The organism is Limimaricola cinnabarinus (genome assembly GCF_002723615.1).
GTDB lineage: Bacteria > Pseudomonadota > Alphaproteobacteria > Rhodobacterales > Rhodobacteraceae > Limimaricola > Limimaricola cinnabarinus_B.
The window spans coordinates 447,927-460,864 of the sequence record NZ_KZ304951.1; the positions used below are offsets into that span (position 1 = coordinate 447,927).

Sequence of the window (12,938 nt, forward strand, 5' to 3'; positions counted from 1 at the left end):
GAAAGGGAGAGCGGCGCGTCATGCGCTGTCTTCCAGATTCGTCGATCCGGGACAGGGAGGCCCAAAGCCATGCCACAGACCCACCGCAGACTTTCGCAGCGATCCATGGCCTTCGTGCTTGCCGGCGGGCGCGGCTCGCGCCTGCGCGAGCTGACCGACCGGCGCGTGAAACCTGCCGTCTATTTCGGTGGCAAGGCGAGGATCATCGATTTCGCCCTGTCGAACGCCATGAATTCCGGCATCCGCAAGATCGCGGTGGCCACGCAGTACAAGGCGCACAGCCTGATCCGCCACTGCCAGCGCGGCTGGAGCTTCTTTCGCGCCGAGCGCAACGAGTTCCTCGACATCCTGCCCGCCTCGCAGCGCGTGTCCGAGAGCATGTGGTACCGCGGCACCGCCGATGCCGTGACCCAGAACATCGACATCGTCGACGGCTACGACGTCGATTACGTGGTGATCCTCGCGGGCGACCACATCTACAAGATGGATTACGAGCTGATGCTCCAGCAGCACGTGGATTCGGGCGCCGACGTCACCGTCGGCTGCCTGACCGTGCCGCGCATGGAGGCGGTGGCCTTCGGCGTGATGCATGTCGACGAGGACGGCCGCATCACCTCGTTTCTGGAAAAGCCCAAGGATCCGCCCTCCATCCCCGGGCAGCCCGACAAGGCGCTGGCCTCGATGGGGATCTATGTCTTTTCGTGGAAATACCTGCGCGAGCTGCTGAGCCGCGACGCCGAGAACGACGAGTCCAGCCATGATTTCGGCACCGACCTGATCCCAGACATCGTCAGGAACGGCAAGGCGATCGCGCATCGCTTCGACGACTCTTGCGTGCGGGCCGAGGGGCGCGAGGCCTATTGGCGCGATGTCGGCACGGTCGATGCCTTCTGGCAGGCCAATATCGACCTGACCAATTTCGACCCCGAGCTGAACCTGTGGGACCGCGACTGGCCGATCTGGACCTATTCGGAAAGCGCGCCGCCCGCCAAGTTCATCCATGACGAAAAGGACCGGCGCGGCTCGGCCGTCTCCTCCATGGTTTCGGGCGGCTGCATCATCTCGGGCACCGAGGTGCGCAATTCGCTGCTGTTCACGCAGGTCCACACCAATTCCTACTCGGTGCTCGATCATACCGTGGTGCTGCCTTACGTCACTGTCGCGCGCCATGCGCGCCTCAAGAACGCGGTGATCGACGCGGGCGTGACCATCCCCGAAGGGCTCGTCGTGGGCGAGGACCCCGAAGAGGATGCGAAGTTCTTCCGCGTCTCGGAGGGCGGCGTGACGCTGATCACGCAGGCCATGCTCGACACGCGGGCGGCGTCGCTCTGATGCGGGTCCTCTCCGTCGCCTCCGAATGCGCGCCGCTGGTCAAGACCGGCGGGCTGGCCGACGTGGCGGGCGCCCTGCCCGCCGCCTTGCGCGCCGAAGGGATCGAGATGCGGACCATCCTGCCGGGCTACCCGGCGGTGATGGCCGCGCTGGAGGCGGGCGCGGTGCAGGTGATGGCGGAGGACAGGCTGTTCGGCGGCACGGCCCGCCTGCTCGCGGGCCATGCCGCCGGGCTCGATCTCTTCGTGATCGACGCGCCGCATCTCTACATGCGCGAAGGCTCGATCTATCTCGGCGCCGATGGCAATGACTGGTCCGACAACCCGCAGCGCTTCGCCGCGCTGAGCCTTATGGCCGCGCGGATCGGCGCCGAGGGCGTGACCATCGACGGCCAGGGCTGGCAGCCCGATCTGCTGCATTGCCATGACTGGCAGGCGGGCTTCGTGCCCGACTACCTCGCGCAGATGGGCGGGCGCTGCGCCACGGTTCTCACGATCCACAACATCGCCTTCCAGGGGCTGACCGGTCACCACATGATCGAGAGGCTCGGCCTGCCCCGGTCGCGCTTTCACGCCGAGGGCTTCGAATATTACGGCCAGCTTTCGGCGCTCAAGGCCGGGCTGATGCGGGCCGACCGGCTCACCACCGTCTCGCCCACCTACGCCGCCGAGCTGATGCGCCCCGAATTCGGCATGGGGCTCGACGGGGTGATGCGCGCGCGCCGCCGCGACCTTTCGGGCATCCTCAACGGCATCGACGAGAGCGCCTGGAACCCGGCGACCGACCCGAACATCGCCGAGCCCTATCGCCACCCTTCGGGCAAGACCGCCAGCCGCGACGCGCTGCGCGCCGAGATGGGGCTGCCGCAGTCCTCCGGTCCGCTGTGCTGCGTGGTCTCGCGGCTGACCGAGCAGAAGGGCCTCGACCTGCTGCTCGAAGCCCTGCCCGCGCTTTTGGAGCGCGGCGGGCAACTCGCACTTCTGGGCTCGGGCGACCGGGGGCTCGAAGAGGCCTTCCGCGAGGCGGCGCGCGAGGACGGCGTCGCGGTGCGCATCGGCTATGACGAGGCGCTGTCGCACCGGCTCATCGCCGGGGCCGACGCGATCCTCGTGCCCTCGCGCTTCGAGCCTTGCGGCCTGACCCAGCTTTACGGTCTGCGCTACGGCACCATTCCGCTCGTGGCGCTGACCGGCGGACTGGCCGACACGGTGATCAACGCCTCGCCCGCAGCGCTCGATCGCGGCGTCGCCACGGGGCTGCAGTTCCACCCCGTCTCGGCCGATCCGCTGGCCGTGGCGCTGGGCCGCCTGTGCGACCTTTACGCCGAACCGGACACTTGGGCGCGGATGCAGGCCAACGCGATGAGCCAGCCCGTCGGCTGGGCCAGTTCGGCAAGGGCCTATGCGGCGCTCTACCGGGATGCTATCGCCCCGGCATGACCAAGAAAACCCGGATCAGCGCCGGCCGCCCCCATCCCATGGGGGCCACGCCCGATGCAGGCGGCGTCAATTTCGCCGTCTTTTCCCAGAACGCCACGCGCATGCAGCTGTGCCTGTTCGAGCGCTATGGCCGCGAGACCGCGCGCATCGACATGCCCGAGCGCGAGGGCCATGTCTGGCACTGCTATGTCCACGGGCTCAGGCCCGGCCAGCATTACGGCTTTCGGGCGCATGGCCCCTACCGCCCCGACGAAGGCCACCGCTTCAACCCCAACAAGCTTCTCATCGACCCTTACGCGCGCCAGATCAGCGGCCATCCGATCTGGCACGACGCGTTGCAGGGCTACGACACCCGCTCGAAGCTTCAGGATCTGAGCTACGACACCCGCGACAGCGCGCCCTACATGCCGCGCGCCGTGGTCTGCGACACCTCGAAGCTTCTGCCCGCCAGGCACCCAGACCGGCCCATGGCCGACACGGTGATCTACGAGGCGCATGTCGCGGGGATGACCGCCGACCGCCCCGACATCGCCAATCGCGGCCGGTTCCAGGGGCTCGCCTCCGACAGGATCCTCGATCACCTCGGCCGGCTCGGCGTCACCGCGATCGAGCTTCTGCCGGTGCATGCCTTCGTCAATGACCGGTTTCTCGTGGAAAAGGGCCTGTCGAACTACTGGGGCTACCAGTCGCTCGGCTTCTTCGCGCCCGAGCCGCGCTATCTGGCCGGGCACGACATCGCCGAGTTCCGCGCCATGGTCGACCGCTTCCACGCGGCGGGCATCGAGGTGCTGCTCGACGTGGTCTACAACCACACCGGCGAAGGCAACCAGATGGGGCCGACGCTGTCGTTCCGCGGCCTCGACAATGCCAGCTACTACCGCCTTGCCGAGAACCGCCGCCATTACATCGACGACACCGGCACCGGCAACACGCTCAATATCGAGCATCCGATGGTGCTGCGCATGGTGATGGACAGCCTGCGCTACTGGGTCGAGGTGATGGGCGTCGACGGGTTCCGCTTCGATCTGTGCACCGCGCTGGGCCGCCGGGCCGAGGGCTTCGATCGCAACGCGCCCTTCTTCCAGGCGATCCGGCAGGACCCGGTGCTGGGCCGGGTAAAGCTCATCGCCGAGCCGTGGGACATCGGGCCGGGTGGCTACCAGCTCGGCGCCTATCCCGCGCCGTTCTCCGAGTGGAACGACAAGTTCCGCGACCAGGTGCGCGATTTCTGGCGCGGCAGCCCGGGGATGATCGGCAAGCTCGCGGCGCGGATCTCGGGCTCGGCGCGGCAGTTCGACCATGACAACCGCCCCGCCACGGCCTCGGTCAACTTCCTGACCGCGCATGACGGCTTCACGCTGATGGATGTCGTCTCCTACAACGAGAAGCACAACGAGGCCAATGGCGAGGACAACCGCGACGGCCATTCCGCCAATCACAGCGACAACATGGGAGTCGAGGGCCCGACCGAGGACAGCTCGATCAACGCCGCGCGCGCGCGCAGGCGGCGCAACATGCTGGCGACCTTGATGCTGAGCCAGGGCACGCCGATGCTGCTCGCGGGCGATGAGCTGGGCAACAGCCAGCAGGGCAACAACAACGCCTATTGCCAGAACAACGAGATCGGCTGGGTCAACTGGGAGGGCACCGACCCCGCCTTTCTCGCCTTCGTGCGCAAGCTCGTGGCCTTTCGCCGCGCCCATCCGATCCTGCGGCAGAAGCGCTTCCTGCATGCGCGCAGCCGCAAGATCGACAACCGCACCGACCTGTTCTGGCGCCGCGCCGACGGGCGCATGATGACCGAGGCCGACTGGCAGGACCCCGAGCGCCGCCTCGTCGCCTTCGAGATGCGCACCGCCTCGGGCACGCCCGATTACGCAGCGCTCGAATACGCGCTGTTCGCGGTGATCAACAATGGCGGGCCCTGCCTCGTCACCCTGCCCGCCCCGCCCGAAGGTTACCTCTGGGTGCGCCACATCGACAGCGCGCGCCCCGACGCCCCGCCCAGGCCGCATGGCGGCCGGACCCGCATCAGGGGCCGCTCCGTTGTCGTCATGGTGCTCGAACCCGACGAGACGACACGCACCGACCCCGCAAGCCGAGGAGATTGAACCAGTGGAACAGATCACGGTGAACACCAAGCCCATCCAGGGCCAGAAGCCCGGCACCAGCGGGTTGCGCAAGAAGACCCGCACCTTCAAGGAGCCGCATTTCCTCGAAAACTACGTGCAGTCGATCTTCGACGGCATCGGCGGGATCGAGGGCAAGACGCTCGTGCTCGGCGGCGACGGGCGCTATTTCAACGACCGCGCCAGCCAGGTGATCCTGCGCATGGCCGCCGCCAATGGCGCGACCAAGGTGATCGTCGGTCAGGACGCGATCCTGTCGACCCCCGCCGCCTCGCATCTCATCCGCAAGCGCGGCACCGATGGCGGGCTGATCCTTTCGGCCAGCCACAACCCCGGCGGCCCGGACGAGGATTTCGGCCTGAAATACAATGCCGCCAATGGCGGCCCCGCGCCCGAGAGCATCACCGACAAGATCCATGCCGCGACGCAGGGGCTGACCCGCTACCGCATCACCGAGGCGCAGGACATCGACCTCTCCAGCCCCGGCACCTCGACGCTGGGCCAGATGCAGATCGAGGTGGTCGACCCGGTCGCCGATTACGCCATGCTGATGGAGGAGATCTTCGACTTCGACGCGATCCGCGCGCTGCTCGCGGGCGGCTTCCGGCTGCGCTTCGACGCGATGCACGCGGTGACCGGCCCCTACGCGGTCGAGATCCTCGAAAACCGGCTCGGCGCGGCCTCGGGCTCGGTCGTCAACGCGACCCCCTCGCCCGATTTCGGCGGCGGCCACCCCGACCCGAACCCGATCTGGGCCAAGGATCTGGTCGAGGCGATGATGTCCGACAACGCGCCCGATTTCGGCGCGGCCTCGGATGGCGACGGCGACCGCAACATGATCATGGGGCGCGGCGTCTACGTCACCCCCTCCGACAGCCTCGCGCTGCTCGCGGCCCACGCCCATCTGGCGCCTGCCTACAAGGGCGGGCTCAAGGGCGTCGCCCGCTCCATGCCGACCTCCGCCGCCGTCGACCGCGTGGCCGAGAAGAAGGGCATCGCCTGCTACGAGACGCCGACGGGCTGGAAGTTCTTCGGCAACCTGCTCGACGCCGGGAAGGCCACGCTTTGCGGCGAGGAAAGCGCCGGCACCGGTTCGGACCATGTGCGCGAGAAGGACGGGCTCTGGGCGGTGCTGTTGTGGCTCAACATCCTCGCCGAAACGAAGAAGAGCGTGAAGGAGCTGCTGTCCGAGCACTACGCCGAATACGGGCGCAACTATTATTCGCGTCATGATTACGAGGATGTGGAGACCCGGAAGGCCAACGCGCTGATGGACGAACTGCGCGGCAAGCTGGGCAGCCTGCCGGGGCAGAGCTTTGCCGGGCTCACCGTCAAGACCGCCGACGAGTTCTCCTATGACGATCCGGTCGACGGCTCGCGCGCCACGGGCCAGGGGCTGCGCATCGGCTTCGAGGATGGCGGGCGCGTGGTGTTCCGGCTGTCGGGCACTGGCACGGTCGGCGCGACGCTGCGCGTCTATCTCGAAGCGCTGGAGACCGATCCCGCGCAATGCGACCGCGACCCGCAGGAGGCGCTCGCCCCGATCATCGCCGCCGCCGACGAGATCGCGGGCATCAAATCCCATACGGGCCGCGACGCGCCGAACGTCATCACCTGAGGCCCGAGGCCCCGCCGCCTGCGGCGGGGCCTTACAGCCAGCCCTTGGCCTTGAACCAGATCCAGGTGCCCGCCGCCGAGGCCACCATCGCGCCGAGTGCGATGAAATAGGCATAGGGCTCGTCCAGCTCGGGCATGTGGGCGAAGTTCATCCCGTAGATCGAGGCGATCAGCGTCGGCGGCAGGAACAGCGCCGCGACAACCGACAGCGTGCGCACCACCGCGTTCTCGTCGAGATTGATCATGCCCAGCGTCGCGTCCGTGGCCAGCGCCACGCGGCTGTTGAGAAAGTCGAGATGCACCTCGAGCGCGTTGATGTCGCGCATCTGCGCCTTGGCCAGCGTGCCGATCTGCGGGTCGCGCGCCTTCATCGTCGCGTTCCAGGTGATGAAGGTCGACAGCATCCGCTCCATGGTGAACAGCGCCAGCCGCACCTTGGCGGTCAGCTCGCCCTGCTGGCCCACGTCGCGCAGCGCCAGCCGCAGCCCCTCGACGTCGTTGGCCTCGTCGCCGTAGACCTCTCCCGCCACCCGGTCGAGCACCCGGCCCGTCGCCTCCAGAAGGTCGGCCTGCCGCGCGATGATCTCCTCGACCAGCCCCAGGAAGATCCGCACCGGCGTATCGGTGCCCGCGCTCGACCTGTCCGCGCGGGAGGGAAAGGTATCGAAGGGGCGCGGCGCGTGGTGGCGCACCGTCACCAGCCGCTCGGGCGTCAGCAGGAAGGTCACGGGGGCCGAGAACTGGCGGCCCTTCTCGTCGCGGCCGGGCAGCATCACCGTCATCACCTGGCAATCGCCCTCGCGGTGCAGGCGGTTGGAGATCTCGATCTCCTCCATGTCCTCCAGCGAGGGCACGCCGATCCCGAAGGCCTCGACCCGCGCCGTCTCCTCGGCATCGGGACCGAAGAGATCGATCCAATGCGCCTGGGACAGGTCGCGGTCGGGCCCCAGCGGGGCAAGGCCCGACCCCTCGTGCTGATAGGCTGCGAGCATCGGCGGTCTCCTTGTTTGGTCAATCGTCCCAACAAGCTAGCGCGCGCGTGATCCTCTCCAAGTCGCCGCGTGGCGGCTCAGCCGGGGTCGTTCGGGTCGTTCGGGCCGCCGGGCCGCTGATCGAAGACGAAGAAGAACTGCCAGGCGCACCACGCGCCCGCCGCGGCGAAAAGCAGCGCCCAGCCCGGCGCGCCCTGCGACAGCTCGATCAGCGCCCAGCCGAAGACCAGCACCACCACGACCACCCGTCGCCAGACCGGCACGAAAAACGGACTGCGCACCTCGAACAGTCTTTTCATCGCATCATCTCCTGCTTGGCCGGGCCGAACGATCCGGCCTTTTTCGTTCCGCCATTGCGGATTTCCTCAGCGCATCGCGGTCTTGGCGATGGTCTGCGCCAGCTCCGCCATGGCCGCGGCGCGCGCCGCGGCGAGGCCGCTGGCGCCCGCGGCGGGCGGGATCGGCACCGCGATCTCGAAGGTCTCGGCCCTGTCGCGGCCTTCGGCGTCGCGGGTGGCCACGAAATACTGCCCCGCCACGCGGAAACGGCCCCGCGCATCGGCGAGGAATTCCTCGATGCGCACCTCGAGCCGGGCCTCGGCGAAATCGTCGAAGGGCCAGGGCTCGGAGGCGACGCGCGCGCCGGTCGAAAGCCTGAGCGCGCGGGCCAGCTCCAGCGTCGCGGCGCGCACCGGGTCGTCGGCCCAGAGCAGGTCCTCGGCCGGGGTGATCACGCCTTCGGGCGTCTCGACATAGATGACCTCCAGCGCCGCATAGGTCGGCAGGGTGATCTCGCGCAGCTCCACCGTCTCGAAATCGATGGAGATCTTCTCGGTCGGCGCCACCTGCGGCACCGCGTAGCGCAGCTCCGGGCCGCCGCAGGCCGCGAGAGCCGAAAGCAGCGCCATGGCGGGAAGGATACGGGTCATCATGGCCTAGCGTCCTGTCAGAAGCGAATTGGGGCGGCGTTCGATGGCACGGGCGAGCGAGCCCACCGCCTCGGCGGCCTTGGAGACGTCGCGCAGCGCCGTGCGCAGGTCGCGCAGGGCGGGCTCGGTCTCGTCGCCGATCACGCCCACGGTGCCGTTCGAGGTCACCAGCAGCGCCTCGGCGCGGCTGACCAGCGAGGGCAGCGTTTGCGCCGCCTCGGCCAGCCGGTCGGCGGCGTTGGCAGCCGAGGCGAAGGTGGCGTTGGCATTCTCGACCACACCGCCCTCGCGCACTGCGCCGAGGATCTGGCGCAGCTCTTCGAGCGCGCCGTTGAGCTCGCCCGGCAGCGCCCGCGCCGTGTCCTGCGCGAGGATGCGGTCGGCCGAGTTGATCAGGCTGTTGGCCTCGGCCACCAGCACCTCGAGCGGCAGGTCCGCGGCCTTGCCCGCGACCGCGTTCAGGCTGTCGATCAGCTGCGGCGCGCCGGCGAGCGAACGGTCGAGACTGTCGGCGGCGCGCGCGGCGCTGTCGATCGCCGCGACGAGGCTTTCGCCGCCGCCGCCCGCATTGACCTCGGCCAGAAGCGCGCGCGCCTCGGCCACGCCCAGCTCCAGCTCGCCCGCCAGCGTGCCGATCCGGCCGGGCAGCGCGCGGGCGGTCTCGGTGCCGATCAGCCCGCGCGCATCCTGCGCCAGCCCCGACACCCGGTCGAGCAGCGCCTCGACGGGCAGCTCCTGCGCCATGGCGGCCACCGCGTCGATCCGCTCGACCAGCTGCGGCACGCCGTCGAGCGAGGCATCGAGCGTGCCTGCCGCCGCGCCTGCCGCGTCGATGGTGTCGAGCAGCCGGGCCACGCCCTCCTCCTCGTTGAGGGTGGAGATGAGCATGCGCGCCTCGGCGGTGCCGCCTTCCAGCTCGGCCAGAAGCGCGTTGACCCGCCCCGGCAGGGCGCGCGCGTCGTCCGTGTCGATCAGCCCGCGCGCCGCGCCGGCAAGGCCGGAGACCTCCGTCAGCAGCGCATCGAGCGGCAGCTCGTTGGCCGTGGCGGCGAGCGTGTCGAGCCGGGAGACGAGCTGCGGCACACCCGAGAGCGAGGCGTCGAGCGTCGCCACCGCATCGCCCGCGGCATCGACCGTCTCCAGCAGCCGCGCCACCGCCTGCCGCTCGTTGAGATCCGCGATCAGCGCCCGCGCCTCGATGGTGCCGCCCTCCAGCTCGGCCAGCAGCGCATTCACCCGGCTTGGCAGGGCTTGCGTCTCTTCCGCGCCGACCAGCGCGCGCGCCTCCTCGGCCAGCCCCGACACTTCGGTCAGCAGCCGGTCGAGCGGCAGCTCTGCGGCGTTCTCGGCCACGCGGTTGAGATTGCCGACCAGCTCGGGCACGCCGTCGAGCGCGGTGTCGAGATCGGCGGTCACCGCCGTGGCGCCGTCCACGGCGTCGAGCACGCGGCGCACGGCCTCGGCCTCGCGCACATCGTCGAGGATCGCGCGGACATCCGATACCGCCAGCTCGATCTCGCTCATCACCACGCCGATCTGCCCGGGCACGGCCTGCACCTCATCGGAGCCGACAAAGCCGCGGATATCGCCCAGAAGCGCGCGGATGTCGGTCGGGGTCTGTTGCAGGTCATCCGAGCCGATCAGCCGGGCCGAGTTTTCGAGAAAGCTGGTGGCCGAGGCGAGCAGCTCCTCGATCGGCAGGTTGTTGATCCGATCAAGCGTGCCCTGCGCGGTGGCCTGCACGTCCGAGATCTCGCTGTCGGTGACCGGGACCGAAGGGTAAGGCAGCGCGTCGATGTCGAGCCGCGCCTGCTCCACGCCGGGCACGTCGATGAGCTGCACCTTGAGGCCGCCCGTCAGGATCGAACCGGTGACGAGCCGCGCGCGCAGCCCGTCGGCCACCTCGTCGACGAAATACTGCAATGCCTGCTCGACGCCGCCATCATCGGCCATGCCGAGCCGCGAGGGCAGGATGTTGAGCACGGTCTGCAGCCGCACGCCGCGATCGCCGAAGCGCTCCTCGTCGACGAGGCCGTTGAGCCCCGAGACCGAGCCGATGCGCACGCCGTCAAGCTCGACCGGCGCGCCGACGGCGAGGCCCGAGACATTGCCGTCGAACACGGCCACGAGATTGAGCGAGGGTCCGTCGGGTGTGTTGAACACCGAGTTGCGGGCCGTTTCCTCGGCGTCATAGACCTCGAAGGTCCGGCCGCTCTCGGCCAGCGTCGCGCCCGAGACGAAGGTGTCGAAGGCGAGCCCGCCCGCGAGCAGCGCCGCGACGCTGTCGAAATCGATCTCGGCACCGCCGGTGCCGATGCTGACCGAAAAGCCCGACGTGTCCCAGAACCGCGTCGTCTCGGTGACGAGATTGTCATAGGGCGCATAGATCACCGCCGGCGCCTCGACGTAGAAACCGTCGGCCGAGATGCCCGCGGCACCGATGCGGCCCGCCTCGACCCCCTTGTAGAGAATCGGGCTGTTGCCCGAGAGCACGCCTTCGGTGGCGCGCAGGGTGATCTCGATGCCCTGATCATCGGGGCCGAGCAGGGGCGCGTGATCGCTGCCGACGAAATGGCGGCTTTCCTCTCCGGGCCGCCCGTCCCACTGGCCGCGCAGATAGACGCCCGACAGCACCGTATCGAGCCCGGAGACGCCTTCGGTCGAGACCTCGGGGCGCACGACCCAGAACTGCGCGTCCTCGTCGATATAGGGGGCGATGTCCTTGGAGACGCGGATCGAGATCAGCACGCGGTCGAGCTCGTCGGTGAAGCCGACCTCCTCGACGAGGCCCACCGCCACGTCACGAAAGCGCAGCTCGGTCTCGCCCGCGAGCACGCCGCCCGCATCCTCGAACACCACCTCGATCAGCGGCCCCTGGTCGGACCATTGCTTCCAGCCGATGCCCAGCGCCACCGCGAGCGCGCCCACGGGCACCAGCCAGACCACGGAGACGCGGCTGGCCAATGAGCGGCGCGGCCCGTCGAGCGGCACCTCGGGGACGTCGCTGCTCACGCGCGCGAGGTCCGGGCGCGGGTGTCGTCTTCCGCGCGATCCCAGATCAGGCGCGGGTCGAAGGCTTGGGCGGAAAGCATCGTGAAAATCACCGAGAGTGCAAAGGCGAGCGCCGCCGGGCCCGGCTTGATCGAGGCGGCGAGATTCAACTGCACCAGCGCCGTCAGGATCGCAACCACGAAGACGTCGATCATCGACCAGCGGCCGATATACTCGACGATTTCATAAAGCCTGTGACGGGCCTGCGGCGTCGCGCGGCTGCCGCGCCGCACCGAAACCGCGAGCCAGCCGATCGCCGCGAACTTGCCCATGGGGATCGCCACCGAGGCGATGAGAATGATCAGCGCCACCACCGGCGCGCCATGGGTCGCAAGCTCGATCGCGCCTTGGATGATGGTGTCGTCGGAGGTGGTGAACAGCATCCGCGTGCGCAGCATCGGGTATAGATTGGCCGGGATGTAGCACAGCACCCCCGCGACCCACCACGCCCAGACCCGGCTGAGACTGTGGGTGTCGCGCGACACCAGCGGCTTGCCGCAGCGGCCGCAGCGCGCCGTTCCGGCGGCCCAGACGCGGGTGCAGCGGGTGCAGGCGACGAGCCCGGCCTCGCGCGCAGTGATCGTGCCCGACGCGCCGCTCATGCCGCCACCTGCGCCTTGCGCGCGCCATAGCCGCGCTCCAGCGCGTGCCAGACCGACCAGCGGCACATCCAGCGGTCGTGGATCACGGTGAGAAAGACCAGCCCGGCGAACATCCAGAAGGCCGGGCCGAAGCTCAGATGCGCGAGATCGGCCACCTTGACCAGCGCCACGGCGCAGCCGAGCGCGAAGATCTCGGCCATCGACCAGGGGCGCAGCGCCTCGGCGAAGGCAAAGAGCCGCAGCGCGCCGGGCGGCGCGGGACGGTCGAAGACCAGCGGGCCGAGCACGTAGATCGTCAGCACCGCGCGGGCCAGCGGCACCAGCACGATCAGCGCCGTCACCGCCAGCGACAGCAGCAGCAGCGGCCCGCCGGAAAAGCTCAGCGCCGCGTCGAGCAGCGTCGCCTCGTTGGCAAAGCCCTGCCGGCTGATCCGAAGAAAGGGAAACCACACCGCGCCGAGCACGAGAACGAGCTGCGCCGCCGCGAGCGCGATGATGATCATGCCCGCGCGCCGACGCGGCGCGATGAGCACCGTGTGGCAGCGCGTGCAGACCGCGCGGCGCCCATGATCCGGCATGCGCGCGCGGTAGAGCGCATCGCATTGCGGGCAGGCGATGAGGTCGCCGGGATCAGCCTGCGCGACGTCTGTGCTGTGCATGGGGTCCGCCCGTCAGTTTGCCTGCGGCGGATGATAGGGCGGCAGCGCGGGAATGACCACGGGGCCGCGGGCACGGAGATGTGAGGCCGCGCGGCCACCCATCCGAGGGAAGACACAGACGCCGCACCGGACCGCCACAGGCCGGACCGGAACCAAGCATGCGCCGCCCCCCGGTTCATCTTTCTCCA

10 protein-coding genes are annotated in these 12,938 nt (G+C 69.2%); 4 read left to right on the top strand and 6 right to left on the bottom strand.

Annotation, left to right across the window (positions count from 1 at the left end):
- Positions 1 to 69: 69 nt before the first annotated feature.
- Genes glgC through CJ301_RS02180 form a run of 4 tightly spaced genes read left to right on the top strand, consistent with a single transcriptional unit; the run spans position 70 to position 6,518 of the window.
- On the top strand, positions 70 to 1,332 hold the full coding sequence (glgC, locus tag CJ301_RS02165; RefSeq protein WP_099273726.1) for a glucose-1-phosphate adenylyltransferase: 1,263 nt from the start codon (positions 70 to 72) through the stop codon (positions 1,330 to 1,332).
- Entirely contained in the window at positions 1,332 to 2,771 is a 1,440-nt protein-coding gene (gene glgA / locus CJ301_RS02170) for a glycogen synthase GlgA (RefSeq protein WP_099273728.1), read from the top strand. Before glgC ends, glgA begins: the two co-directional genes overlap by 1 nt.
- Positions 2,768 to 4,882: a glycogen debranching protein GlgX gene (glgX, locus tag CJ301_RS02175; protein WP_254050039.1), complete on the top strand. Its 2,115-nt coding sequence runs from the start codon at positions 2,768 to 2,770 to the stop codon at positions 4,880 to 4,882. The genes glgA and glgX overlap by 4 nt, the downstream gene beginning before the upstream one ends.
- Positions 4,883 to 4,886: 4 nt before the next feature.
- Positions 4,887 to 6,518 carry an alpha-D-glucose phosphate-specific phosphoglucomutase gene (locus CJ301_RS02180; protein ID WP_099273730.1) on the top strand — a complete coding sequence of 544 codons (1,632 nt, stop codon included), beginning with the start codon at positions 4,887 to 4,889 and terminating at the stop codon, positions 6,516 to 6,518.
- 31 nt (positions 6,519 to 6,549) lie between these two features.
- On the opposite strand, the gene CJ301_RS02185 is transcribed toward CJ301_RS02180, so the two are convergent.
- The 6 genes from CJ301_RS02185 to CJ301_RS02210 form a co-directional block, all read right to left on the bottom strand.
- Positions 6,550 to 7,509 carry a magnesium transporter CorA family protein gene (locus tag CJ301_RS02185; protein WP_099273732.1) on the bottom strand — a complete coding sequence of 320 codons (960 nt, stop codon included), beginning with the start codon at positions 7,507 to 7,509 and terminating at the stop codon, positions 6,550 to 6,552.
- Positions 7,510 to 7,586: 77 nt separating this feature from the next.
- Positions 7,587 to 7,808: a hypothetical protein gene (locus tag CJ301_RS02190; RefSeq protein ID WP_099273734.1), complete on the bottom strand. Its 222-nt coding sequence runs from the start codon at positions 7,806 to 7,808 to the stop codon at positions 7,587 to 7,589.
- Positions 7,809 to 7,874: 66 nt separating this feature from the next.
- Positions 7,875 to 8,438, bottom strand: coding sequence for a PqiC family protein (locus CJ301_RS02195; protein ID WP_254050040.1), 564 nt, complete (start codon positions 8,436 to 8,438; stop codon positions 7,875 to 7,877).
- A 6-nt stretch (positions 8,439 to 8,444) separates the two neighbouring features.
- Entirely contained in the window at positions 8,445 to 11,450 is a 3,006-nt protein-coding gene (locus CJ301_RS02200) for an MlaD family protein (RefSeq protein WP_099273738.1), read from the bottom strand.
- Positions 11,447 to 12,091, bottom strand: coding sequence for a paraquat-inducible protein A (locus tag CJ301_RS02205; RefSeq protein WP_099273740.1), 645 nt, complete (start codon positions 12,089 to 12,091; stop codon positions 11,447 to 11,449). Before CJ301_RS02205 ends, CJ301_RS02200 begins: the two co-directional genes overlap by 4 nt.
- Positions 12,088 to 12,750: a paraquat-inducible protein A gene (locus CJ301_RS02210; RefSeq protein WP_099273742.1), complete on the bottom strand. Its 663-nt coding sequence runs from the start codon at positions 12,748 to 12,750 to the stop codon at positions 12,088 to 12,090. Before CJ301_RS02210 ends, CJ301_RS02205 begins: the two co-directional genes overlap by 4 nt.
- Between the last annotated feature and the right edge of the window lie 188 nt (positions 12,751 to 12,938).

Coding starts and splice junctions, on each gene's coding strand:
- glgC (WP_099273726.1), top strand. CDS start 70: ATGCCACAGACCCACCGCAGACTTTCGCAGCGATCCATGGCCTTCGTG.
- glgA (WP_099273728.1), top strand. CDS start 1,332: ATGCGGGTCCTCTCCGTCGCCTCCGAATGCGCGCCGCTGGTCAAGACC.
- glgX (WP_254050039.1), top strand. CDS start 2,768: ATGACCAAGAAAACCCGGATCAGCGCCGGCCGCCCCCATCCCATGGGG.
- CJ301_RS02185 (WP_099273732.1), bottom strand. CDS start 7,509: ATGCTCGCAGCCTATCAGCACGAGGGGTCGGGCCTTGCCCCGCTGGGG.
- CJ301_RS02190 (WP_099273734.1), bottom strand. CDS start 7,808: ATGAAAAGACTGTTCGAGGTGCGCAGTCCGTTTTTCGTGCCGGTCTGG.
- CJ301_RS02195 (WP_254050040.1), bottom strand. CDS start 8,438: ATGACCCGTATCCTTCCCGCCATGGCGCTGCTTTCGGCTCTCGCGGCC.
- CJ301_RS02205 (WP_099273740.1), bottom strand. CDS start 12,091: ATGAGCGGCGCGTCGGGCACGATCACTGCGCGCGAGGCCGGGCTCGTC.
- CJ301_RS02210 (WP_099273742.1), bottom strand. CDS start 12,750: ATGCACAGCACAGACGTCGCGCAGGCTGATCCCGGCGACCTCATCGCC.